This is a genomic window from Thalassospira sp. CA1, assembly GCF_059052855.1.
Genome location: NZ_JBZCIA010000005.1, coordinates 41,792 through 64,163 on the forward strand (window position 1 = coordinate 41,792; position 22,372 = coordinate 64,163).

At 56.6% G+C, this 22,372-nt stretch carries 25 protein-coding genes and 1 tRNA gene; 9 read left to right on the top strand and 17 right to left on the bottom strand.

Features of this window, described 5'->3' with window-relative positions; genetic code table 11:
• The first annotated feature begins 77 nt into the window (after positions 1-77).
• Positions 78-1,865: a Na/Pi cotransporter family protein gene (locus AC5Q5A_RS10335; protein ID WP_493895211.1), complete on the top strand. Its 1,788-nt coding sequence runs from the start codon at positions 78-80 to the stop codon at positions 1,863-1,865.
• A gap of 12 nt (positions 1,866-1,877) precedes the next feature.
• Here the strand turns inward: AC5Q5A_RS10335 and AC5Q5A_RS10340 are convergent, their stop codons facing one another.
• Both AC5Q5A_RS10340 and AC5Q5A_RS10345 read right to left on the bottom strand, forming a co-directional pair.
• A complete protein-coding gene (locus tag AC5Q5A_RS10340) occupies positions 1,878-2,330 on the bottom strand; it encodes a GNAT family acetyltransferase (RefSeq protein WP_493895212.1) in 453 nt (150 codons plus the stop codon).
• A gap of 211 nt (positions 2,331-2,541) precedes the next feature.
• Complete coding sequence (locus tag AC5Q5A_RS10345; protein WP_493895213.1) at positions 2,542-3,192, bottom strand: hypothetical protein; 651 nt, start codon at positions 3,190-3,192, stop codon at positions 2,542-2,544.
• Positions 3,193-3,402: 210 nt separating this feature from the next.
• On the opposite strand from AC5Q5A_RS10345, the gene AC5Q5A_RS10350 reads away from it, so the two are divergent.
• The 3 genes from AC5Q5A_RS10350 (at position 3,403) to AC5Q5A_RS10360 (ending at position 7,206) form a co-directional block, all read left to right on the top strand.
• Positions 3,403-4,128 carry a response regulator gene (locus AC5Q5A_RS10350; protein WP_063088408.1) on the top strand — a complete coding sequence of 242 codons (726 nt, stop codon included), beginning with the start codon at positions 3,403-3,405 and terminating at the stop codon, positions 4,126-4,128.
• Positions 4,125-5,675, top strand: coding sequence for an ATP-binding protein (locus AC5Q5A_RS10355; RefSeq protein WP_493895214.1), 1,551 nt, complete (start codon positions 4,125-4,127; stop codon positions 5,673-5,675). The genes AC5Q5A_RS10350 and AC5Q5A_RS10355 overlap by 4 nt, the downstream gene beginning before the upstream one ends.
• 226 nt (positions 5,676-5,901) lie before the next feature.
• Entirely contained in the window at positions 5,902-7,206 is a 1,305-nt protein-coding gene (locus AC5Q5A_RS10360; protein WP_493895215.1) for an adenylate/guanylate cyclase domain-containing protein, read from the top strand.
• A 6-nt stretch (positions 7,207-7,212) separates the two neighbouring features.
• Here AC5Q5A_RS10360 and AC5Q5A_RS10365 read toward each other — a convergent pair whose 3' ends face one another.
• From AC5Q5A_RS10365 to AC5Q5A_RS10430, 14 genes are all read right to left on the bottom strand, one after another.
• Positions 7,213-7,809 carry a hypothetical protein gene (locus AC5Q5A_RS10365; protein ID WP_493895216.1) on the bottom strand — a complete coding sequence of 199 codons (597 nt, stop codon included), beginning with the start codon at positions 7,807-7,809 and terminating at the stop codon, positions 7,213-7,215.
• Positions 7,810-7,894: 85 nt separating this feature from the next.
• On the bottom strand, positions 7,895-8,155 hold the full coding sequence (locus AC5Q5A_RS10370; protein ID WP_008890480.1) for a RebB family R body protein: 261 nt from the start codon (positions 8,153-8,155) through the stop codon (positions 7,895-7,897).
• Between the two features lie 58 nt (positions 8,156-8,213).
• Entirely contained in the window at positions 8,214-8,537 is a 324-nt protein-coding gene (locus AC5Q5A_RS10375) for a RebB family R body protein (protein WP_008890481.1), read from the bottom strand.
• An 86-nt stretch (positions 8,538-8,623) separates the two neighbouring features.
• Entirely contained in the window at positions 8,624-8,848 is a 225-nt protein-coding gene (locus AC5Q5A_RS10380) for a RebB family R body protein (protein ID WP_008890482.1), read from the bottom strand.
• On the bottom strand, positions 8,845-9,030 hold the full coding sequence (locus tag AC5Q5A_RS10385) for a hypothetical protein (protein WP_063088406.1): 186 nt from the start codon (positions 9,028-9,030) through the stop codon (positions 8,845-8,847). The genes AC5Q5A_RS10380 and AC5Q5A_RS10385 overlap by 4 nt, the downstream gene beginning before the upstream one ends.
• 41 nt (positions 9,031-9,071) lie before the next feature.
• The gene (locus tag AC5Q5A_RS10390; protein ID WP_008890484.1) at positions 9,072-9,350 is read right to left on the bottom strand and encodes a RebB family R body protein; all 279 of its coding nucleotides are present in this window, start codon (positions 9,348-9,350) and stop codon (positions 9,072-9,074) included.
• 14 nt (positions 9,351-9,364) lie between these two features.
• Complete coding sequence (locus AC5Q5A_RS10395; protein WP_287444157.1) at positions 9,365-9,661, bottom strand: RebB family R body protein; 297 nt, start codon at positions 9,659-9,661, stop codon at positions 9,365-9,367.
• Between the two features lie 140 nt (positions 9,662-9,801).
• Positions 9,802-10,137, bottom strand: a complete 336-nt coding sequence (locus tag AC5Q5A_RS10400; RefSeq protein WP_008890486.1) for a RebB family R body protein — start codon at positions 10,135-10,137, stop codon at positions 9,802-9,804.
• Positions 10,138-10,371: 234 nt separating this feature from the next.
• The gene (locus AC5Q5A_RS10405) at positions 10,372-10,695 is read right to left on the bottom strand and encodes a RebB family R body protein (protein WP_008890487.1); all 324 of its coding nucleotides are present in this window, start codon (positions 10,693-10,695) and stop codon (positions 10,372-10,374) included.
• 232 nt (positions 10,696-10,927) lie between these two features.
• Positions 10,928-11,251: a RebB family R body protein gene (locus AC5Q5A_RS10410; RefSeq protein WP_008890488.1), complete on the bottom strand. Its 324-nt coding sequence runs from the start codon at positions 11,249-11,251 to the stop codon at positions 10,928-10,930.
• Between the two features lie 153 nt (positions 11,252-11,404).
• The gene (locus tag AC5Q5A_RS10415) at positions 11,405-12,631 is read right to left on the bottom strand and encodes an RNA polymerase sigma factor (RefSeq protein ID WP_493895217.1); all 1,227 of its coding nucleotides are present in this window, start codon (positions 12,629-12,631) and stop codon (positions 11,405-11,407) included.
• 508 nt (positions 12,632-13,139) lie between these two features.
• Positions 13,140-13,640, bottom strand: coding sequence for a hypothetical protein (locus AC5Q5A_RS10420; protein ID WP_493895218.1), 501 nt, complete (start codon positions 13,638-13,640; stop codon positions 13,140-13,142).
• Positions 13,640-15,241, bottom strand: coding sequence for a hypothetical protein (locus AC5Q5A_RS10425; protein ID WP_493895219.1), 1,602 nt, complete (start codon positions 15,239-15,241; stop codon positions 13,640-13,642). The genes AC5Q5A_RS10420 and AC5Q5A_RS10425 overlap by 1 nt, the downstream gene beginning before the upstream one ends.
• A gap of 205 nt (positions 15,242-15,446) precedes the next feature.
• Positions 15,447-15,522, bottom strand: a tRNA-Thr gene (locus AC5Q5A_RS10430).
• A 195-nt stretch (positions 15,523-15,717) separates the two neighbouring features.
• Here AC5Q5A_RS10430 and AC5Q5A_RS10435 point away from each other — a divergent pair.
• Positions 15,718-16,491 (top strand): class II glutamine amidotransferase, encoded by a 774-nt coding sequence (locus AC5Q5A_RS10435; protein WP_493895220.1) that lies wholly within the window; start codon positions 15,718-15,720, stop codon positions 16,489-16,491.
• On the opposite strand, the gene AC5Q5A_RS10440 is transcribed toward AC5Q5A_RS10435, so the two are convergent.
• The gene (locus tag AC5Q5A_RS10440; protein ID WP_197147152.1) at positions 16,492-17,274 is read right to left on the bottom strand and encodes a DeoR/GlpR family DNA-binding transcription regulator; all 783 of its coding nucleotides are present in this window, start codon (positions 17,272-17,274) and stop codon (positions 16,492-16,494) included.
• A gap of 200 nt (positions 17,275-17,474) precedes the next feature.
• Between AC5Q5A_RS10440 and AC5Q5A_RS10445 the strand changes: the two genes are divergently transcribed.
• From AC5Q5A_RS10445 to AC5Q5A_RS10460, 4 genes are read left to right on the top strand one after another with little or no spacing between them, the layout of a single operon-like run.
• Positions 17,475-18,452, top strand: a complete 978-nt coding sequence (locus AC5Q5A_RS10445) for an ABC transporter substrate-binding protein (protein ID WP_493895221.1) — start codon at positions 17,475-17,477, stop codon at positions 18,450-18,452.
• Positions 18,452-20,188, top strand: coding sequence for an ABC transporter permease (locus AC5Q5A_RS10450; protein WP_493895222.1), 1,737 nt, complete (start codon positions 18,452-18,454; stop codon positions 20,186-20,188). The genes AC5Q5A_RS10445 and AC5Q5A_RS10450 overlap by 1 nt, the downstream gene beginning before the upstream one ends.
• Positions 20,176-21,258: an ABC transporter ATP-binding protein gene (locus tag AC5Q5A_RS10455; protein ID WP_493895223.1), complete on the top strand. Its 1,083-nt coding sequence runs from the start codon at positions 20,176-20,178 to the stop codon at positions 21,256-21,258. The genes AC5Q5A_RS10450 and AC5Q5A_RS10455 overlap by 13 nt, the downstream gene beginning before the upstream one ends.
• A complete protein-coding gene (locus AC5Q5A_RS10460) occupies positions 21,258-22,346 on the top strand; it encodes an MBL fold metallo-hydrolase (RefSeq protein WP_493895224.1) in 1,089 nt (362 codons plus the stop codon). Before AC5Q5A_RS10455 ends, AC5Q5A_RS10460 begins: the two co-directional genes overlap by 1 nt.
• The last annotated feature ends 26 nt before the right edge of the window (positions 22,347-22,372 follow it).

A 22,372-nucleotide genomic window follows, 5' to 3' on the forward strand; every position in this document is an offset into this window, starting at 1 on the left:
AAACATCCAATTGGGTTTCGTCCCCAAACTGCGCTATGGTCGGTTTGTTTTCAACCGATTACCTCGACCGGTGCCCAATGCCACCCATCCTGAAATCCATCCTTGCAAGCACGCTCTTGCTCCTTGTGACCCACTCGACTGCATGGGCGGCGGACGACGCGCCATCGCTTGATACTTGGTCGATGGCCATCGGTTTGGTTGGCGGGCTTGCGCTGTTTTTATACGGGATGGATCACCTTGCGGGCGCGCTTAAAACCCTTGCCGGGGCAAGGCTGCGCCGCGTCTTGTCTGGCATGACGCGCAATCGTATTTGGGCAGCCGTTTCGGGTGCGGTCATTACCGGGTTGGTGCAATCTTCAAGTGTTACGACCGTGCTGGTGGTCGGCTTTGTATCCGCCGGACTGATGCCGTTTGCGCAATCGATTGCCGTGATCATGGGGGCCAATGTCGGTAGCACCCTGACCGCGCAGATCATCGCCTTTCGGATTGATGCCATCGCCCCGCTTGTCATCGCGATTGGCTTTGCCATGACGATGCTGGCCGATCGCAAGCGGTTTACGCTGATCGGCAAGGCGGTGCTGGGCATGGGGATGCTGTTCTTTGGCATGGGTATGATGAGTGATGCCATGGAACCGCTTCGGACCTATGGCCCGTTCATCGATGTGATGGGCCAGATGCGCAATCCGTTTCTCGCCATGTTGGTCGCGGCGGCCTTTACCGCGCTGGTGCAATCAAGTGCGGCGACCATGGGGATTGTCATTGTTCTGGCCGGGCAGGGGTTGGTGCCCCTTGATAGCGGGATCGCGCTTATTTTCGGGGCCAACATCGGCACCTGTGTCACGGCCCTTTTGGTGACGATTGGCAAGAACCGCGATGCGTTCCGAACCGCCCTTGGTCATATCCTGTTTAACCTGGTCGGGGTTTTGATCTGGCTGCCCTTTATTGATCATCTGGTGACGCTTGTGGAGTTCATCACCACCGGGCGCACCGCCGAGACCGTCGATATTGCGCGTGAAATTGCCAACGCGCACACCATTTTCAACGTTGCCAACGTCATCCTGATGATCGGCTTTGTGCCCCTGATCGCACGCCTGATTGAAAAGCTGGTCCCGGCCGAAATAGATACCGAACCGCGCCTCAGCCCGGAGCCGAAATATGTCATCCACGAACTGACCATTGCCCCGGCAGCAGCCCTTAGTTTGCTACGCAATGAAGTCATGCATATGGGCGATGTGGTGATTGATGTCGTGCGGCGCGGGCGCGAAAACCTGCGCAACCCGACACGACCGAAGCTTAAAAAGCTTGGCGAACTGGATGACGGGGTCGACAGCCTGCAAGACGCGATTGCGCTGTTTGCGGCAAAGCTGCCGCGTGCGGAACTGCTGGCAGCTGACCTCAACCGCATGCAGAACGAGCTTGCGGTCAGCAACCATCTTGAAGCTGTTGGTGATCTGATCAGCGAGGAAATGGTCAAGCTGGTTGGAGAATGGCTTGATATTCGCCACATGCCATCAGACGAAAACCGCCAGAAAATGGCAGAGCTTTATGAAATCGCCGAAGATTGCCTGAAACAGGCGATGACCGCCTTTTCCGCTGAGGATCTGGAGGCCGCCAATCGTGTGCTGGGCCGCAAGGCGGAGTTCACCACCAAGCTTGATACGACCCTGCGCAAGGTCAGTGATGAAATCGGCCCGCGCGATCTTGATATTCGTCGGTATCGGATTGAGGTCGCGATGGTCGAACGCATCAACCGCCTGTATGAGCGCGCACGCCGGATCGCCCATGCGACCATCGCGATTAAAAATCAGCAGGAACCAGCACCGACGGAACAAAACGCGGCATCGACCATTGCCGATGCCATGTAATGTTTTGACGCCTTAGCGGTCGGCAGGCGGGGTGTTGATGTCTTTTTGCATCACCGTGACGTCGCAGGCGCGATAGCCAAGATGGTGATAAAAATCCTGTGTCGCATGGTTATCCGCACGCACCATCAATTGCATCCGCCAGACACCCTGATCGCGCAGCCAGTTTTCCCCGACCTTCATCAGGCGGCGACCCAGCCCGGATTTCTGCATGGTTGGTGTGACGGCCATATAATAGACCCAGCCACGGTGCCCGTCATGACCCGCCATGATAGAGCCGATAATGTTATTGCTGTTATCTTCCCAAGCAAAAAGGGTGGCTTCCTTGCTTTCAAGAGCAAAACGCACATCCCATTCTGGCGGATTATACGGGCGATAAATCCCAGTTTCCTGCCAAAGGGCTGTTAATGCGGGGATATCAGAAAGGGTGGCTGTTCTGGGCTGGGACTTTGGGGTGTTGGTCGTCATGGTGCTTCTTTCATGGGGCTGTTTATAGAAGCGCGTAACAATGCTTGGATTACGCAAGGCCGTCAAACCCAATTGCGTGACAAGCCGATGAAGTTAAACGCCAAAACGCAAAACGCCCCCAAGGGGAGCCTTGAGGGCGCAGGCGGGTCCGGGGTATCGGTTGGGATGGGGGAAGTCCCCGGACCGGGGAAGGTCAGGTTTGACGGACCGATCAGCTGATCGGGCGTCCGGTCACGCTGCTCAGTTCCATTTCGCGGACGATGTCACCGGCCTGATTGGAAACGGTGGCGGTATAGGTACCGCGCGGGGTTTCGCTGATGTCACCCAGTTTAAGCTCACCATTGCCAAACCGGATCACCATCGCATTGGCCAGAAGCGTCATCTGATCAGCGGTGAATTTGCGATCAAAACGTGCGGCCTTGTCTTTGTTCGGTTTACCGATCAGTTTGCGCAGGTCATGACGGGTGCCGCGATCCATGCGGCCGGTTTTTTCATCAAATTTCAAAACCTCGACCACATCACCACTGGCATTCAGCAAGACAACATCAATCTTGCCTGCCTGTTCGGATGCCTTTGCATCACCGGTTTGGAGGTTGGCTTCACCCATTTTCAAAAGCATCGCATCAACCAGCGTGCGGGCTTCGTCGGTGGTCAATGGCACGGCGCGTGCGCGGCCTTCGCCATGGAACATGCCGCCTTTGCCGTACTTGCCATGTTCGCCGTATTCACCGTGTTCACCCCGCATATATTCGCCTTTATGTTCACGTTCGCCGGGCGATGCATAAGTCGCTGCAAACGGGGTTGCGATCATGGTGGTGGCAATCAGGGCCGCGGCAAGTTTAAGGGTGGTTTTGCGTTTCATCGGGGACCTCATCAGGTTTTTGGGGGATCAATGTGTTGAAGCCCGTTATCGCCTATGATTGTCGCGAAATGATCCCGGTGAACCGGCAAAATGGTCGCAAGCTTTGCCAAAAGGCCGTTTTGCGACAATCTGATACAAATTGCCGTTTCTGCCGGAAGTGCCGACGCGTTACCTTAGCCGTGGAACAGAATTTTGATTTCAGGACCGCATATGAGCGACCAGCCCCACATTCTTGTTGTCGATGATCACCGTGATATCCGTGACCTTCTGGGGCGGTATCTGCGCCAGCATGAATATCGCGTGACGCTGGCATCTGACGGGCGCGAGTTGCGAAAGCTGATGGCGGATAACATCGCACCCGACCTGATCGTGCTGGATCTGATGATGCCGGGCGAGGACGGCCTGAGTTTGTGTCGCTGGCTGCGTGAAAATTATGATGTGCCGGTTGTGATGCTGACCGCCCTTGGCGAGGAAACCGATCGTATCATTGGTCTTGAAATGGGCGCAGATGATTATCTGGCCAAACCGTTCAATCCGCGCGAATTGCTGGCCCGGATCAAGGCCGTGATGCGGCGGGCGCAAAGTCTTCCGGTCGGGCGCAAGGGGCCGCTTCCGGGCGGGCAGGTGCATTTTGACCGTTGGGTGCTGGATCGTACCCGCCATGAATTGCGCGATGCCAATGATGTGGTCGTGCCACTCAGTGCCGGGGAATATGGCCTGCTTTGTGCCTTTGTCGAACATCCCAACATGGTGCTTAACCGCGATCAGTTGCTTGATCTAACCCGTGGGCGCGAAGCCGTGCCGTTTGATCGCAGCATCGATAATCAGGTCAGCCGCCTGCGCAAGAAAATTGAACATGATGCCAAGAACCCGACCCTGATCAAGACCGTCTGGGGCGGGGGATACATGTTCACCTGCGAGGTGACCGAAAAATGACCAAGCGCCGCCTGATCAAACGCCTTTGGCCGCAAAGTCTGACCGCGCAGCTTGTCTGTCTGCTGTTGGGCGCAATCATCCTGACCCACATCGTCCTTGGTGTCATGCTGGCCGAAGAACGCCGGGATGCGGTGGCGTCTGAGCGGCGCGGTTATGCCCTGTCACGGGTGGCGGCAATTTCGCGCATTCTGACAACAACCCCGCGTGATAACTGGGCCGATGTGTTGCGCGTGGCGCAATCACCGCAAAACCGCCTGCGGCTGGTGCCGGAAAGTGATGTGGTTTCCGGTGACGGATTTACCTCGGACACGCTGAGCCAGCGTTTGAACGAGGCACTGGACCTTGAAACCGGGGTTCCGGCTCGGGTTGAAATCCTGTCCGAGGATGAATGCTGGACGGAACGTAAAACACTCCGGCGTGAAAAGGATGCGTTTCTGGAACGTGACCGTATGGAGCGATCCGGCCACGACGATGATCATCATGATCGCGATGATGACCGTGATGATGATCGCCGAGCCCCTTGGTCGTTGCGCTACCTTGATCGGTTTGATTGCGATACCTCGCCGGTGATGCGCCTTGTTGTGCCGATCAGGATCCTTGGTCTGGACGGGGAGCCAACCGGCACAGCGCCCGATGTCTGGCTGGAAGCCATGATCGGCGGGGTGGTCTCGCCACCGTGGTTTGTGTTCGACAACCTTTTGCGTGTTCTGGCATCCGGGCTTGTCATTGCCGTGATTGCCTTCTTGCTGGCGCGCCGGATTTCCCGGTCGTGGGACGTTTTGACACGGGCAGCCGACCGTGTCGGGCGCGGGGATTATCCCGAACCGGTGCCTGAAACCGGTCCGATTGAAATCAGACGCGCCACAAGGGCCTTTAACCGCATGACTGCCCGCCTCAAACGCTTTGTCGAGGATCGCACAAGGATGCTGGCCGCCATTTCGCATGATCTGCGCACACCGATCACGTCGCTGCGTCTGCGCGCCGAGTTTGTCGATGATCCGGAAAACCGTGCACGCATCATCGAAACCCTTGATGAAATGGAACAGATGGTCGAAGCGGCGATGACCTTCGCCCGCGAAGAAACCGCGAACGAGGAAACCCGCAAAATCGATCTGACCGCCCTTGTTGAATCCGCGGTCGAGGATCTGGCGGAAACCGGACGCCCAATCAGATATATTGGCGAGGTCGATACCCGGGTTTATCCGTGCCGGCCGCTTTCGATCAAGCGCGCCTTTGGCAATCTGGTGTCCAATGCCCTTAATTTTGGCGATACGGTCGAGGTTGCGGTGCGCGATGCCGATGACGGCGGCCTGTGGATCGAGATTGCCGATGACGGGCCTGGGATACCGGTCGAACAACGCGAACAGGTGTTTGAACCATTCTTCAGGATTGAAGCGTCACGCAATCGTGATACCGGCGGTATTGGTCTTGGGATGGCAATCGCGCGCACAGCCGTCCGGGCGCATGGTGGCGAAATATACCTTGAGGACTCCCAGAAGGGCGGGCTTTTGGCGCGTATTTACCTGCCGCCGGCACAGCCGCAATAACGTTGAATTCAGTCGTTTTGAGACTGCGTAATTCCGGTGCCGGCAAAGTGCGACAGTTTTTTGACAGATAGCCCTTGCGTTTTAAGTGACCAATAGTCATTTGTTTGCCGGAAAATAACTGTTTCCAAATCAATAATTGCTAAATTGCATTGCTGTTCTATTTAGGGTCTGGATTTGAACCAACGGCAGTGCGACAATCAAGCAGACGAACGGACGGAGCGTGCCCATGACCAATAACCAGTCTTCATCCGGCGTGGTAACCCCGCTTCCCGGAACCAACAACGCGCAAGCCGCGCGTGGCTTTGTGCGCTCTGTTAACGACTGGCTGATGGAATGTGCGCTTGATGATACCGACATCAGCGAACTTCTGTCAGGCATGGCCAGCCGTCTGGTCGCATCGGGAATCCCGATTGATCGCGTTATGGTCGCGTTCAAGACCCTGCATCCGCTGTATGAAGGTGTTTCCTATATCTGGACCAAGGAAAACGGCCAGGTTGTGCGTACCACCCACATGGGCGATGACGAAAAGGATCGCGATTGGGCCGAAAGCCCGATGAAATGGATGCTTGATAGCGATGTCAGCTTCATGCGCCGTCATCTTATTGGCCCCAGCGCGGTTGTCGATTTCCCGATCCTTGAAACTTTCCGCCGCCAACGGGGCACAGACTATTACGCCCTGATGACCCCGTTCGTAACCGACAGCGACAGTACGCTCAATAGCAACCGCATCTTCATGACCTATCTGACGCGGCGTCCCAGTGGTTTCTCGGACGAGGATCTGGCGATCCTGTCAGGTATTCAGCGCCGCTTTGCCGTGTCGTGCAAAATGCGCATCAACCACGAAGAAACCCGCACCATTCTGGAAACCTATCTTGGCACCGATGCCGGGCAACGTGTCCGCAATGGTCAGATCAAACTGGGCGACAGCACCAAAACCCGCGCAGTAATCTGGTTTTCGGATATGCGCAACTCGACCTCGGTTGCGACCCATGTCGGTGATGATGCGTTTCTGGGCGAAATGAATGATTTCTTTGGCGCAACAGCCGGTGCCGTGCTTAAGCACGGTGGGCAGGTTTTGCGCTATATCGGGGATGCGACCTTGGCAATCTTCCCGATTGGTGACGATGAAAACAATCTTGAACAGGCATGTGTGTCTGCCGTCTATGCCGCTGCCGAAGCACAGCTCAATATCGATGCACTTAATGCCAAACGCGAAGAAGAAGGAAAGCCATCCTTTGATTATGGCCTTGGCATGCATGTTGGCGATGTCATTTACGGCAATGTCGGCGTCTCCGAACGCGTCGATTTTACCGTGGTCGGCCAGGCTGCCAACGAAGCGGCCCGCATCGAACAGCTTACCAAGCAACTTGGTCGACGTGTTCTGGTCAGTTCGACCGTGGCCCGGTTCATTTCCTGCCCGACAGAGGAAATGGGCGCCTATGAGCTTCAGGGGACAGGTGTCAGTCTTAAACTGTTTGCCCCGGATTTCTCAGAAACCTGCCACCGTATCGAGCTGATGCGCAGCGCCTGAGCCTGTTTAGGCGAGGCTGTCAAAATCCTTCACCACCGAACTGGCTGACGTGCCGACCTTGGAAAAGGTTGTCTGGGCGTCACTGACCGCATCGGTCGCAGCCTTGATGATCTTGGAATAAGGGTCGACTTCCTTTGTGGCCAGCATCTGTTGCATGGCGACACCGGTGGTGGCGGAGGCCATCGACATGATATTACGCAGATAATCCGTGGAATCCTGCACCGCATAGGCGGCGGCCTGGGCAACCTTTTGATAGGCGACACCATTGGCACCGGGGATCGCACCGTTCAGAACCGCATGGTTGGTCGTGCCGACAGCTTGCACGATCTGCGGGTTCAATGCCGTGCTGAGCGGCGGGGTGCCCGGCGGATTGTCCGGAGCTGCGGGATCAGACGGGGATGCCGGTTTGTTTGCATCATCCTTGTCATCGGCCTTTTTATCGCCGTTCGCAGCGCCACCGTCCTTCGCGTCCTTGGTGTCTGCGGCGTTTTTGTCGTCGTCACCACCCTTGTCGGCGGGGGACGCGGCTTTGTCCGGCTCATTGCCCTGATCTTTGTTTTCAGCTTTCGGATCTTCGTTCTGTTTTGCGTCGTCGTCTGCCATCGAAAACCTCATATGCAACGAGTCAAAAGACCGGTTTGATTATCTCTGTCGGGACGGGCCAGGAGCCATAAAATCTGCGGGCGCGTTATTCGCCGCTTTTGCCGCCGCCCATGCCACCGCCAGTACTTTCCAGGATCATACGGCAGGCGCTTGATGTGACGGCGTTGCCGATCTGCTGCAGGCCACCTTGGGTCTGCATGGCGTTTTGCATCGACAAACTGATGGAATGTGCCATCGTCTGATACACAAGCCCCATGGCATGTGCCGGTGCTTCGCCCAGAACCTTGACGTTGTTCTGGGTCACTGCATCGGTGATTTGTGAGTTTACAGGGGTGTTGTCTGCCATTTCACGCCCTCATGTTTTGACCGTATTTGGTCCGGGCAGGACCAGACGGATCATGTGCCTAGCGGCGGGTTGCTGCCAAAATTACGAGTAGTGTCAAAAGCGCATCGCTGTTGTCGGACCGGCCGAGTTTGGCTGTTGCCTGCGCACCCGCCATGGTGTTGACGGAATAAAGCTGCATCACGCCCTGATTGGTGGCGGCTTGCGAACACATCGATGCCTGTTGCTGTGCCTGAACCGCGTTCTGGAACAGGATCGATGTTGAATGGGCCGCACTTTGGTAAATCGCACCCATCGCATTCGCAGGCGCGGAACCAAGAACACTGACCGCACTCTGGGTCACAGAGTCTGTAATCTGACCATTCACCGGGGTTGGAATTGCCATGTTATCCTCCGAAAAAGCGATCGGTCTGACCGCACATCTCTAGACGTCGCACGGACGTGATTGTGATCAATTAGAGTCTGTTGCGCCTAGCCCGCCTGGGCGGTGATCAGGGCAACAAGCTTTGACGTTGCTGTATTGGCAACCTGTTGCATGTTGCCTTGTGTCAGGGTTGCGTTTTCCATGGCTAGGCCGGTGGCATGTGAATGCGACTGCATGGCCATGGAAACCGCCTGTGCCGGGCTTTCACCCAGAATTTTGACGTTGGTCTGGGTGACAGCATCGGTAACTTGCGGGTTTACGATATCACTCATGTTACGTCCTTTGTCTGTTCGCCCTGGGCGCTGGCGGCGTAGTCAAACTTTTCCTTGTAGTCCGATCCATCCCCCATAAACATTGGGTCGGCCTGGCCAAGCCAAGAACTGGTTTCGGTGTTATCTTGACCTTCACCTTTCTGATCGCCGGATTCTTGTGAATCTGCGTCTTCGAGGGACACGGTATCCGAATCCCCTGTCGCATCGAGGCCGTCGTAAGATGCTATTTCCCCTTCGTCCCAGTCTGCTGTGTCGTAAAAAAATTTGGCTTGTTGTCCTGGACCGACAGGGTGGCCTTTGCGCATTCCATGGTGGTTGCAAGGCTTGCGACCGCCTGTTGCTGCTGTTCATTGACCATGTTGGCAAACAGGATCCCCTGTGCCTGGGCCTGCGACAGATAGGTCTGCATCGCGCCCATCGCCGGGCCATTGGCAATGACCGATGTGTTGGTCTGGGTGACGCTGTCGGTAATTTGTTCGTCGACTTCGTTCGGATTGCTCATCGGGGTGATCCTTATTAACTACGACGTTTCATCATTTGCAGAATGCTCTGGGTCATGGTCGTCATGCCGATCATGGCATTCTGCTTTTGGGCCGAGACCATGTTCGCCATCAGGATGTTCTGCGATTGCGCCTGACCCATCATGGATTGCAACGCGGCGAAGCCCGGACCGGCCCCCATCGTGGCAACATTGGTCTGGGCAACGCTGTCAGTGATCTGATCTGAAACCGAGCACTGATGTTCATCTTCGTGGTGACTGGCGGGGTGGTGCTGGGATTTCTTGCCGTCTTGCTCAGGTGGTGCCGATGGCATGTCCGTCTCCTTGTCTGGAGGAATGGGCTGGCGGAAGTGCTACGTATCGGTTTGACGCCGAGCGCGGGCATTTGTGAAAGAAAAAGCCCGGCAAGCGCATGCATGCCGGGCGGGGTTGGCGGCGAAACCAGTGGGGATGTTTAGGACACGGCCGTACCGGTCGTGGCCTTAAGGGCCGACAACAGCGAAAGCATATTGTCGGGAACGTCGCTTGCGGCGAGTTTCGAGGTCGCAACGGCCCCCGCCATGGTGTTGACAGAGTAGACCTGGATGACGCCCTGATTGGTGGCCGCCTGAGAGGAAATGCCCACCTGATGCTGGCTGCTGACAGCGTTCTCATAGAGAATGCCATGAGAATGCGCCAGCGACTGGTAAAGCGAGCCCATGGCCATTGCCGGCGCATCACCCATGACCTCGACATTGGCTTGGGTGACGGCGTCGGTAATCATACCATTGACCGGAGTGTTATCAGCCATTGTGTATCTCCTGGTTACCTAAAGAAGTGCCGGAAGGAACGTAAGGCCCCGAACCGACCCTTTCCGCATGTCCTGCGGTCAGACAGATGACGGGGGACTTGGTGTCTTGTGACGATGGGCTGGCAAAAACTTGGATTGCTTGCAGAACCGTCGCCACAATGAAAACGGGCGGTCGCAGATCAATACGACCGCCCGGTGTGATATTGGCTGGACGGGCCGAAACCCTGATCAAAATCAGTTTCTGGTTGCCTGAAGCGTCGTCAGAAGCGTCAGCATGTTGTCGGGCACATCGCTTTTGGCGATCTTGGAGGTCGCAACGGCGTCAGCCATGGTGTCAACCGAATAGATCTGCAGGATGCCCTGATTGGTCGCGGCCTGCGAGGTGATGCCGTTCTGCTGCTGGGCGCTGACGGCGTTCTGATACAGGATGCCCGTCGAATGTGCGAGGGACTGGAAGATCGAACCCATCGCCATTGCCGGGGCGTCGCCCAGAACTTTCACGTTCGCCTGGGTCACGGCATCTGTGATCTGACCATTTAGCGGAGTGTTATCAGCCACTGTTTATCTCCTGTTTGCCTAGGGAAATGCTGGAAGGAAAAGATGTTCCAAACCAGCCACTTTGCGTGTGTTGCGGTCAGACAGATGACGGGGGGCTTGGCGTCTTGTGACGCCGGGCTTTGCAAAAGAACCGATTGTTTTGCAAAGCCTTGACCAAATGAAATCGGGCGATCGCTGATGATTGCGACCGCCCGATTTGAAACTGGCTTTGGGGCCAAAGATGTTTTGAGAATCAGCCCTTGGTTGCCTGAAGAGCGGTAAGAAGCGACAGCATGTTGTCGGGTACGTCGCTTTTGGCAATTTTGGAGGTCGCAACAGAGTCTGCCATCGTGTCGACCGAATAGATCTGGATGACGCCCTGGTTGGTTGCGGCCTGCGAGGTGATGCCGATCTGCTGCTGTGCGCTGACGGCGTTTTCATAAAGAATGCCGGTGGAATGTGCGAGGGACTGGAAGATCGAGCCCATTGCCATTGCCGGGGCGTCGCCCAGAACTTTCACGTTAGCCTGGGTGACTGCATCAGTGATCTGACCATTTACCGGGGTCGGAATCGCCATTGTAAAGTCTCCTTCGTTACGCTTTGCGGTGTGCTGCTTGCTGTTGTGTTTCTGTCGGGGTTTCGCCGTCCCGTTTTCAGTCTATCGACGCTGGTGGTGTATCGTTGTGACGCGTCTTTTTTGCGAGTTGGTCGTTTTTTTACGCACGTATTCTTATTGAATGCCCGAAGCCCTCAGGTGTTCGCGGGCCAGCTGAACACGTTTGCGCACTGCGCAGTTGCTTAAGCCCAGGGCCGCTGCAATCTCGTCATAAGTGCGGTCCTGAACACAGCGCATCAAAAGCGGCTTGCGCAGTTTTTCCTGCATCTCAAGAAGGGCCGCTTCGAGCTGATCCAGTTTTTCGCCAGCGAGATATGATTCCTCGGGGCTTGGTGTGATCGGGGCTGTCATCGGGGATGCCGGTGTGTCAGCCGCCCCATGGGTTTCTTCGCGGTATTCCGCCTTGCGCCGGTTTTGCCGGTGCAAATCAATGCAGGCGTTATGGACAATGCGCGACAGCCAGGCGCGATGGTTGCGGATTTCATCCATGGATTCTTCGAATTTGGTCGATGCCTTGACCATCGCCTCGGACAGTGCATCTTGCGCATCATCCATATTGCCTGACATCAGTTTCAGGCATTGTTTCAAAAGCGTGTCTTGCTGATCAATCCACAGCGGCCAGAAATTCGGTGCCGCCGGGCCCAAATCGGCATCCGGTTGCGGATGCGTTTGCGGCGTGGATTGCGGGGAGGAATATTGTCCGTCATCGGGGGTATTTGGTGTCCCCGGTGCCGTCGGTGTTTGCCGGACCGGCATATGGGGCACCGGTTGGCGCAATGTCGGGCTTTCTGCCCCCGGCACAAGACCACGCAGGATATCAAGCGGGTCGGTCGGTGTGCCGCCAGGCGTGCCAAGCGCACCGGCAATGATGTCTTCGGGGCTCGGGCCGCTCCGCGATGGTTCAAGGCCCGGGAAGCCTGCCAGCGGGTTGAAGTCTGCCGGGTAACCGGGCGGCGGGCTGTATCGTGGCTGGCCCTGGTTTGTTGCCGTGCCGGGGTTTGCGGTTGCGGCGGGGCGGGTGTCTGCCGGCTTTGCCGCGGGTGCCATCGATTGCATGATGGCGCGTGCATCAAGGGCGCTACTTGCCGGGGGCGTCAATCTGTCGTGACCGGACTTTTGATCGGCTTCTTGATCTCCGGGGTCGTCGGTCGCGGCAAGCTTTGCCAGATAATCTTCGGCAATGCGCGCCCGTTGTTCGGGTTTTAACCGGGACCAGATTGACGTCACCTTGTCATCATCACCCAACGCCAGCGACAGGCTTTGTTCAAGACTTTTGGCAAAGCTGATCTCGGCTTCTGTCAGGGTTGCCTCATCCTGCGGACTGTTCTTTTCGTTCTGCACTATGGACCCCTCCGGTTGATTGAATGCAACCATAGGCTGATTAAGTTTTGCGGTAATCATTATGACGTAGCCGCAAAATAATTGTGAATAAAAGTTTCTATACATCCTATAGTTGTGTTTTCGTGCGCAACGGCGCAGCCGTCGCGATGCGGGCTGAGGATAGGTTGGGGACAGATCGTCGCGCTTTGATGCGCTTGTTATTGCCGTTCCTGTTCCGGGCGATGCCCGGTTGCAGACATCAAGCTAGGGTCAGGACCTACTAATTTGGTTCGAATGGCAGACGTTATATTTGTGAAATCCAAGGAAACGCCCGCCGGGCGGGCTGCTATCCCGGCCAAGGGGGCTGACGCAGGAGTTTGCAAATATAACGTCTGTCCTTCGGATTTACCGGATTTGCACGGGCTACTTTGTCGCAAAGCCTTGAAAGATGTATATCTTCCTGCGGTTTTGCTTCGCGTATCCGCACAAATCCGGTGAACCATTCAAATCAAATTAGTAGGTCCTGACCCTAGGTCTTTTTGCCGGATGTCTTTTGCTGGGGCGCGGGACCTGAAGATTGGGGGTCTTGTTCCTTTTTCGGATCCCTTGGCGGGAAGGCTTCGGCGAGGGCGGTTTCCACCTTCTCGGACAAGGCCTGCATGCGCAAGTCAATCTCGCGTGCGATGATGTTGCGGATTTCATTTGCGATATCGAACATGACCTGCTGGCCGTTTTGCATGTTTGGATCCGATGCCATATGCGGTGCCCCTTGTTGTGCCGCCTGAGGATGTGGGGTGGCTTGCCCTGTTTGCTGGCTGCCGATTGCGGGCTGCGGGGCCTGTGCGCCGGATTTCACGTTTTCGGCATGATTGGAAATGGTCTGTTTTTGATCAAGAACCTGGGCGCGGGCCCGTTCGGCGGCTTGCGCCATGGCCTGCTGGGTTGCCAGATATTCCTGATTGAACGCCTTCCGGACCGCGTCCTTGCGATCACTTGCCGTGGTTACATCGTTTCGCGCCTGCCCAGACATCAGGTGCCTCCTTTGCTGCTATCAGTGCTGCCAGAGTTGTCACTGTTGTCACTATTGCCGTTCTTGCCTTTGCTTGTGCCCGGTGACGATTTGGCATTGCTGCTGCTGCTGGTTTTGCTGCTGTCGCTGCTGTCTGCGTCACCATCATCGCCCGGATCGGATGTTTTTGCCGCTGCGCCGGATTTCGCCGGCGTGGGTGTGGGCGCAGCTTTTGCTGTTGTCGACGTCGAACTCGGCGCTGATGCTGGTGCGCTTGTGTCTGCATCAAGCATAAAGGCCGGTGGAATGAACCCGTATTTTTCAAGATCGGCGGCATCCGGATCGGTTGGCAGACCGGTCAATCCGGTTTCAAGCCGTCCTCTGCTATCAGAGATCATGCTGGCAGCCCGGCAGGCCGATTGATCATGCTGGGCATTGCAGCTCAGGATCGCGGTTGGGGTGCTGGTTCTGGCCTGGGTCATCAGCTGGGCGGTGACATCAAAGCTGGTCTCGGCTTCATAGCGCACCAGAACAACAAGACCAGCCCCCTTGTCGCCTTCGCTGGGCGGGGTGATCTGGACCCAGAACGGGATGCTGGAATTGGGGGCGACCATCACATTTCCCGCAACGATGGGGCTTGGCAGGGTACCGACATATTCCAGATGGATCGGCACCGGCGCACGATCAGCAAAGATCAGGCGGATCAACGCCACATCCGGGGTTGCTTCACTCCCCGTCGCGCCAACCGTCTGTTCAAGATGGATGGCATGCGGTGCGCCGCCATAAATCGGCACTTCGGACATCTGGGGGGCAGCGCCATTGGCATCGATTGCATCAAACAGAAGTGCGCGTAATTGTGACGGGGCTGCGTTCGGTGCCGTGACAGAAAGTTCGGACTGCGCATCTGTTGATGTGCCGACATGCAAAGACCATTTACACAAGGATTTTGGCACATCCGGTGCCAGCATTTTCGCAGAAATGGCTGTTTGCGCACTGGTCTTGGTCGGCGACAGGGGATAGCCCTGTTCCATGCTGATCGCCCAGTCCGGCGTATCGGCGGTGGTGTCTGCCTTTCCCTGAAGGGTCGGCATGGCGGTGCGGAACATGTCATCGCGGATGACGGGCCCCGTCATGTCGGTTGTGCTGCCGTCCGCATGGATCGTGGTTACGCCCCATTGCGCGTCCGTGGTGCCAGACTGGGTATTGGTGGCAGCCGAACCACTGTCAGTACTATACCAAGGGTCCATGTTTTCAAGCGGGCTGGCGTAGCCTTCCGTCGGCGCACTTGCGGTTATTGGGGTTGGCGATGACGTCCCGCCATCAAGCAGATAACGTTGAATGATCTGAAACGCGGTTTCCATTGGCTGTGACTGCTGTGATGGCTGAGCCTGACCGCTCGATGCAGCTTGCTCAAAGCCCGGCAGGCCAAAGTCACGGCAAAGGGCTGCCATCATATCAACGGCGGCCTGCTCGGAGCTGATCGCGTCCGGGGCTTCGGTTGGTTCGCGCAGATTGTTTTCGGCGTCTGCCGCACCCGCTTCGGATGACGGTTGCCCGTTATCGGAATTGTCGGTGGATTTGGTCGAAGCCTTGGCTGGTTTGGGCGCGTCACTATCGGTCATGCCTGCACTCCCCAATGGTGTCTTGCAACACTCAAAAGGGCCGCCATCATGCCGCCCCTGATCTGCAAGAAGTTATAACGGTTCCTTGCAAACAGACGCATCGGGTAGGGGGAATGTGAAAAGATTGCGCTGCAAACGGCCAGAAAACACAAAACCCGCCAAAGATGCAGCAGGCTGCGTCTTGGCGGGTCTTTGTTTTACAAAATGGTGCTGGTGATAGGATTTGAACCTACGACCTACGCATTACGAATGCGCCGCTCTACCAGCTGAGCTACACCAGCACGATTCATTTTGTGGCGCGGAAAATACGGACAATCACCCGCCTTGGCAAGAGGTTTGTTGTTCTTTTTGCCAACAAATGCCGGACTTTCAGCCATGCCGTGAAATCAGGACAGAGACACACAATATCACATTGACCATGCTGTGATTATTCGGCTTAGATGTGCGCGATCAAAATTCATGTGCGGGGGCAAATCATGTGTCGTTGGCTGAGCTATATCGGGGATCCGGTTTATCTGGAAAAGCTGGTCTTTGAGCCGCGCCATTCACTGGTCGAACAAAGCCTGCACGCCGAACAGGCCAAAACGCCGACCAATGGCGATGGCTTTGGCCTTGGCTGGTATGACGAACGCCCGACACCGGGGCTTTATCGCGAAATCCTGCCCGCCTGGAATGACCCGAACCTGCGATCGCTTGCCCATCACATTCGGTCCGGCCTTTTCTTTGCCCATGTCCGCGCCTCGACCGGCACCCACACCAGCCGCACCAACTGCCACCCGTTTTCCAACGGCCAGTATCTTTTCATGCATAACGGCCAGATTGGCGATTACCCGCTGGTGCGCCGATCCCTGGAAATGATGATCGAAGACGAATTTTACGAAGGCCGACAGGGCTCCACCGATAGCGAACTGATCTTTTGCCTGATGCTGACGCTCGGCCTGCGCGATGACCCGCACCGCGCCATTCGCCGCACGATCGAGGTCGTTGAAAATGAAATGAAGGTACGCGGTGCGACGTCACCGTTCCGCTTCACCGCCTGCCTGTCCAATGGCAAAAGCGTCTGCGCCATCCGCCACGCCAGCGACGATAAGCCGCCATCACTTTACTGGCGCAAACGCGATGATCACGTGATTGTCGTCTCTGAGCCGCTTGATACCGAAAGCGATAGCTGGAAGGCCGTCGCGCCCAACCACACCCTGCATGTCGAAGGTGACCTGACCATCAGCGAAGAAGCCACGCTTGCCTGCTGATTAAGACACCACAACAATCTGACTGCGCGCCTTGACCAGTGCGCGTTGCAGGGCGTCGCTTGGCGCGGTGTTGAGTAATACAGTCTGAAAATCGCTGGCGTGGCCGTCGCGGCAGAGTGCTTTGCGGCCAACTTTTTTCTCGTCGATCATCAGGATGGCGTGATCGCAGCACGATACCAGTGCCCGCCTGGCGCGGACTTCGTCCATGTTGAAGTCCAGCAAATCACCTTCGTCACTCATGCCGCCAACACTGACAATGCCGAAATCGGCCCGCATGCTGCCGAAAAAGTCAGCACTGTCCGCCCCGATGATATCAAGATCGCGGGTGCGGACCGTGCCACCGGCAAGGCGAAGCGTGACATTGGGTGCATTTTGCAGCGCCATCACCACATGCAGGTTGTTTGTGAGAACCGTTAAGTTGCGATGCGATGCCAGATGCTGGGCGGCGAGCTCGGCGGTGGTGCCGGTGCCAATCGCAATCGTGCAGCCCTCGGGGATCAGATCAGCCACCTTGGCGGCAATCGCCATTTTGCCGGTGCGGTTCCAGACTTCACGTTTTTCATAGGCCGAGTTGTCCGGGTCGGGTGCCGGGCCCGCAAGGCCATGACGGCGAAACACGCGCCCCTGTTCGTGCAGATCGCGCAAATCGGTGCGGATGGTCTGGACCGAGACGTTAAACCGGCGTGCCAGTTCCTCGACCGCCATGAAGCCGGTTGATTTGACAAGGGCAACAATGCGGTCGCGTCGGCGGTCAAGGGGCACTGCATCAGACGTTTTAGTCACGGCTTTTCTTTCGTTCGAAAGTTGTTATTTCGCTTGTGATCCGAGTATAGACAGGCTGAAACACCGCTGCATAGCCCGGTTTTCCTATTGAAACATTTAATTCTTGGTGTTGTCACACAACTGAAATCGAAATCCCGATAGCTTCCGGATCGAAACATTTTCGAACGAAACCTTCTTTTCGATCTATAGGGATGCCGATCATGCGTAACGTTCTTCTTGCTGCGGTTGCCTCTGCCGCGATGATGCTGCCGGTTGTGGGGCAGGCTGCTGAAAAGCTGGTTCTTTATACCAGCCAGCCGAACAAGGATGCCCAGACCACTGTTGATGCCTTTATGGCTGCCAACCCGGAAATTGAAGTTGAGTGGGTCCGTGACGGCACCACCAAACTGATGGCGAAACTGCGTGCGGAAATTGCTGCTGGCGACCCGCGCCCGGATGTTCTTCTGATTGCCGATACCGTGACCCTTGAAGGTCTCAAGCAGGAAGGTCAGCTGCAGGCCTATAAATCGGGCGAGGCAAGTGCCTATGAAGACGGTCTTTATGACGGCGAAGGCTATTACTATTCGACCAAGCTGATCACCAGCGGCATCGTTTACAACACCGCCGTCAAAGCCCCGACATCGTGGAAAGACCTTGCTGATCCGGCGGTGAAAAACCAGATCGCAATGCCAAGCCCGCTTTATTCCGGTGCAGCCCTTATTCATCTGTCGACCCTGACCGAGAACAAGGATCTTGGCTGGGATTACTATCAGGCACTGGCAGCCAACGAAGCCCGTGCCAAGGGCGGCAATGGCGGCACCTTCAAGGCGGTTGCATCGGGTGAAAAGCCTTATGGTGTGGTTGTCGACTTCCTTGCCATTCGTGGCAAGGCCGATGGATCGCCGGTTGATTTCGTCTTCCCGTCTGAAGGTGTCACCTATGTGACCGAGCCGGTCGCGATCATGAAAGACGCCAAGAACGTTGATGCCGCGCACAAGTTCGTTGACTTCCTTCTGTCCGAACAGGGTCAGGAACTGGTGCTTGATATGGGTTACATCCCGGCCCGTAACGACATGGCGCTTCCGGCCGGTTTCCCGGCACGCAGCGAGATCAAGTTGATGGACTTCAATCCGGCCATTGCGCTGGAACAGGCCGAAGCCAACAAACAGAAATTCGCAGACATGTTCGGGGCTGAATAATGCAGGCTACAGGTCGCCTTCGCGGCGTTCTGCCTGGCATAATCGCCAAACCAAATGGCAACCGGTCTTCGGACCGGTTGCTGATTTGGTTGGTGGTGCCGGTATTTATTATTTCGATTTTGCCGATCCTGCGCCTTGGGTTTGAAGGCGTGATGGTCGGTGGTGTGCCTTCGTTTGATTATTTTCGTGACGTGCTGGGCAATTCATCAACCTGGCGGGCCACGGCAAACAGTCTTTATACCGCGGGTCTGGGAACGATTATTTCCCTTCTGATCGGGGGCGCCTTTGCCTTTTTGGTGGCGCTCACCGATATCCGCGCCAAGGCGGCACTCGTGTTCTGTTTCATGATCCCGATGATGATCCCGCCACAGATCACGGCCCTTAGCTGGGTGCAACTGACCGGGCCCAGCAGTGCGCTTTTGAACGCCATTGGCATGGCCCCGCCACTGGGATCACCGCAGCCACTTTATTCGGCAGAAGGCATCGCCCTTTTGCTGGGTATTCAGCATGCCTCCATCGTGTTTCTGACGTTGCGCGCCAATTTGCGCATGTTGCCCCGCGAACAGATCGAAGCCGCCCGTCTGGCCGGCGCACGTGGCGGACGTTTGTGGTGGCAGATCATTTTGCCGCTGACCAGTCCGGGCCTGATTGCCGGAACCGCCATGGCCTTTGTGACCGCGCTTGGCAATTTTGGCATTCCCGCGATGCTGGGCATTCCGGCGGGCTACCAGACCCTTCCGACATTGATTTATCAAAAGCTTGCCGGGTTTGGCCCGTCTGTTCTGGGCGAGGTTTCCGTTCTTGCCATGCTGATCGGCGCGATTGCGATTTGTGGTGTGGCACTGCATCACCGTTTGCTGTCCAAACGTGACTATCGCCTGATGGGGATGGTCGGGCGTCCTTTGGATGTCAAACTCGGTGCACGCCGGAGCTTGGTTGAAATGGTCCTTTGGGCGATATTGGTTGCCATTCTGGTCATTCCGCTTTTGGCGCTGTTTACCACCGCACTGGTGCCGGCCTTTGGCGTCAAACTCACATTCGCCAACGCAACGTTCGAGGCGTTTCACGAAGTCATGTTCGTGCAGCCCTCAACCATTCGCGCATTCCAGAACAGTTTTGTTTTGTCCGTGGGGGCGGCGGTGACGCTTGTTCTGATGTGCTTGCCGCTGGCTTATGTGATGGTGCGCAGGCCTTCGAACCTGACCAAGCTGATCAATCTTCTGGTCGAGGTGCCCTATGCCTTGCCCGGCGTGGTTTTGGCGATTGCCTGCATCTTGCTGTTTATCCGCATTCCGCTGATTGATGTTAGTTTGTACGGCACGCTTGCGATCATTTTTGTCGCGTACTTGGCGCGTTTTCTGGTGATTGCGCTACGTCCGGTGATGAACAGCTTTACCCAGCTTGACCCGGCCCTTGAAGAAGCCGCCCAGGCCTGTGGTGCCGGGTTGTCGCGACGCTTGCGCGATATCTTGCTGCCGCTTGCCGCCCCTTCGGCGGCGGCTGGGGCGCTTTTGGTCTTCCTGACCGCCTTTAATGAACTGACCGTTTCGGCCCTTTTGTGGTCGGCCGGGAATGAGACGTTGGGCGTTCTGATTTTCAATCTTGATGACAGTGGCGACACCGTTCTGGCCTCGGCCGTGGCGGTTCTGGTCGTGCTGGTGGTGATCGCGCTGATGAGCTGTTTTCAGCTTGCCGCGCGTCGTTTGCCCAAAGGAGTTGTACCGTGGCAGACATAAATCTTTCGCGCATTACCAAATGCTTTGGCGATTATCGGGCGGTCAATCAGGTCTCGCTTGATATTGCCGATGGGGAATTCGTGGCTCTGCTGGGCCCGTCCGGCTGCGGTAAGACAACACTTCTAAGGTTGCTCGCCGGGTTCGAGGAACCTGATCACGGCCAGATTTCACTCGGTGGTCAGATCATGGCAAGTCCTGAAAACAATGTCATGATCAGTCCCGAAGACCGCAATCTTGGCATCGTGTTTCAGTCCTATGCCCTGTGGCCGCATATGACTGTTGCCCGCAATGTCGGCTATCCGCTTGAGGTGCGCGGGCTCAGCCGTGCCGATCAGGATCGCAAGATTGCCGAGGCACTCGATATCGTCGCCCTTGGTCCCTATGCCAATCGCAGTCCGTCGGAACTATCAGGTGGGCAGCGTCAACGTGTGGCATTGGCAAGGTGCCTTGTCATGGAACCACGCGCGGTGTTGCTGGATGAACCGCTTGCGAACTTGGACGTCCATTTGCGTGAAACCATGCAGCAGGCGTTTCTTGATTTCCATCGTCGCACCGGGGCGACGATGATTTACGTCACCCATGACCAGTCCGAAGCCATGGCGATGGCCGACCGGATTGCCGTGATGGACAAGGGCCACATCCGCCAGATGGCAGCGCCCGAAACGCTCTATCGCGAACCGGCCGATCTGATGGTGGCGGGCTTTGTCGGGGCGGGGGCGGTCCTGCCGGTACAAGGTGTGACGGTCGGAAGTAACGGCAATTGCTCCGTCCAGTTGGGGCAAAGCAGCATTACCGCACGCATCTGCCCGAAACTGGCCGATGGCCTTGCGACTGCCAATGCCGGTCTTTGCTTGCGGCCCGAGGACGTCTGGGTCACGGATGATGCGCCGTTGCGCGGTCAGGTCGATGATTGCGTCTATCTCGGCGGGCGGTTCCGCCTGTCGGTTCGGATTGGCGCGGATCAGACCTTGCCGGTCTATGCCAACCGCCGTGCACGGATCGGGGAGCAAGTCGGCCTTAAGGTCAATGACGGCTGGGTGTTTGACCGCATGTCGGGTGAGGCCGCCTGATGTCAGCCCGTATGCGTGTTCTTTCAGGTCTTGGTGAAAAGGGACCGGCCTGTCTGCGACTGGAATTCTTTAACCGGCGCTGGCTGCTTGATTGCGGGGTCGGTCCCGAAAGTGATCAGGGATTTGATCCGGCGTGGCTCAATAAAGTTAACGCTGTTTTCATTACCCACGATCATATCGACCATATCGGGGCGGCGGGTGAAATCGTTGCTGCCGGTTTGCCGATCTATTGCACCGAGGTTACTGCGCGTTCCCTTCCCAAGGGCGCCAATGTTATTCCGCTGCCGCCCTATGGGGAAATTCAGGTCGATGGCGTGACGGTGACAACCGGGCGCACCGGCCATTCATTTGGCGGGGTGTGGCTGCATTTCGAACTGGGGGGCGGGGTGCTGTATTCCGGCGATTTTTGTCAGGAATCCGATTATTTCCTCTATGACACGCCGCCTGATGCCGCCACCGTGTTGCTTGATGCGTCCTATGGCATGGAACAACTGACCCAGCAGGTCCGTATTGATAGTCTTTTGACCACCATGACCAAGCTGGATGGGCAAATCCTGTTTCCCGTGCCGCCCAGTGGCCGGGCGGCAGAAATGGCTTTGTTGTTTGAACGTCATGGGCTGACCGACTGGTCGATGGATGACCGCTGTTACGGGCAGGTCAAGCAGGTGCTTGATGCCCATGGATCGGATTACGTCGCAAGTGACGCGATCCGTCAGTTGCGCAGTCTCAAGGACGAGGCAAAGCATTTCAATCCGGATGCACGCTTGCTGTTGTGTCATGCGCCGTGCGCGACCTTTGGCAAGGCGCGTGAACTGATTGATCAGTGGCAGGATGCCGGTCGCATGGGGGCAAGTGCGCATGTGATCTTTACCGGTTTCATGCCGATTGAGGCCCGCAAGATGGTCGAAAAGGGCCATGCCCATTTCCGGCGCTGGAACGTGCACCCATTGGCAAGCCATGTGATTGATCTCGCCAATCAATGCCATGCGATGCAGGTTGTGCCGTTATTCACCAGCCGGCCTGAGGATTTTGGACTTGTCGACGGGTTTGACGGGCGGCTACAGCTTGCAGATCGGTTCTATTTGTAATGCATGCGTTTTCCAACAAAGGTGAT

What these genes read in the sequence shown, in the direction of transcription:
- AC5Q5A_RS10335 (WP_493895211.1), top strand. Translation starts at nt 78, where the DNA reads ATGCCACCCATCCTGAAATCCATCCTTGCAAGCACGCTCTTGCTCCTT.
- AC5Q5A_RS10340 (WP_493895212.1), bottom strand. Translation starts at nt 2,330, where the DNA reads ATGACGACCAACACCCCAAAGTCCCAGCCCAGAACAGCCACCCTTTCT.
- AC5Q5A_RS10345 (WP_493895213.1), bottom strand. Translation starts at nt 3,192, where the DNA reads ATGAAACGCAAAACCACCCTTAAACTTGCCGCGGCCCTGATTGCCACC.
- AC5Q5A_RS10350 (WP_063088408.1), top strand. Translation starts at nt 3,403, where the DNA reads ATGAGCGACCAGCCCCACATTCTTGTTGTCGATGATCACCGTGATATC.
- AC5Q5A_RS10355 (WP_493895214.1), top strand. Translation starts at nt 4,125, where the DNA reads ATGACCAAGCGCCGCCTGATCAAACGCCTTTGGCCGCAAAGTCTGACC.
- AC5Q5A_RS10360 (WP_493895215.1), top strand. Translation starts at nt 5,902, where the DNA reads ATGACCAATAACCAGTCTTCATCCGGCGTGGTAACCCCGCTTCCCGGA.
- AC5Q5A_RS10365 (WP_493895216.1), bottom strand. Translation starts at nt 7,809, where the DNA reads ATGGCAGACGACGACGCAAAACAGAACGAAGATCCGAAAGCTGAAAAC.
- AC5Q5A_RS10370 (WP_008890480.1), bottom strand. Translation starts at nt 8,155, where the DNA reads ATGGCAGACAACACCCCTGTAAACTCACAAATCACCGATGCAGTGACC.
- AC5Q5A_RS10375 (WP_008890481.1), bottom strand. Translation starts at nt 8,537, where the DNA reads ATGGCAATTCCAACCCCGGTGAATGGTCAGATTACAGACTCTGTGACC.
- AC5Q5A_RS10380 (WP_008890482.1), bottom strand. Translation starts at nt 8,848, where the DNA reads ATGAGTGATATCGTAAACCCGCAAGTTACCGATGCTGTCACCCAGACC.
- AC5Q5A_RS10390 (WP_008890484.1), bottom strand. Translation starts at nt 9,350, where the DNA reads ATGAGCAATCCGAACGAAGTCGACGAACAAATTACCGACAGCGTCACC.
- AC5Q5A_RS10395 (WP_287444157.1), bottom strand. Translation starts at nt 9,661, where the DNA reads ATGCCATCGGCACCACCTGAGCAAGACGGCAAGAAATCCCAGCACCAC.
- AC5Q5A_RS10400 (WP_008890486.1), bottom strand. Translation starts at nt 10,137, where the DNA reads ATGGCTGATAACACTCCGGTCAATGGTATGATTACCGACGCCGTCACC.
- AC5Q5A_RS10410 (WP_008890488.1), bottom strand. Translation starts at nt 11,251, where the DNA reads ATGGCGATTCCGACCCCGGTAAATGGTCAGATCACTGATGCAGTCACC.
- AC5Q5A_RS10420 (WP_493895218.1), bottom strand. Translation starts at nt 13,640, where the DNA reads ATGTCTGGGCAGGCGCGAAACGATGTAACCACGGCAAGTGATCGCAAG.
- AC5Q5A_RS10425 (WP_493895219.1), bottom strand. Translation starts at nt 15,241, where the DNA reads ATGACCGATAGTGACGCGCCCAAACCAGCCAAGGCTTCGACCAAATCC.
- AC5Q5A_RS10435 (WP_493895220.1), top strand. Translation starts at nt 15,718, where the DNA reads ATGTGTCGTTGGCTGAGCTATATCGGGGATCCGGTTTATCTGGAAAAG.
- AC5Q5A_RS10445 (WP_493895221.1), top strand. Translation starts at nt 17,475, where the DNA reads ATGCGTAACGTTCTTCTTGCTGCGGTTGCCTCTGCCGCGATGATGCTG.
- AC5Q5A_RS10450 (WP_493895222.1), top strand. Translation starts at nt 18,452, where the DNA reads ATGCAGGCTACAGGTCGCCTTCGCGGCGTTCTGCCTGGCATAATCGCC.
- AC5Q5A_RS10460 (WP_493895224.1), top strand. Translation starts at nt 21,258, where the DNA reads ATGTCAGCCCGTATGCGTGTTCTTTCAGGTCTTGGTGAAAAGGGACCG.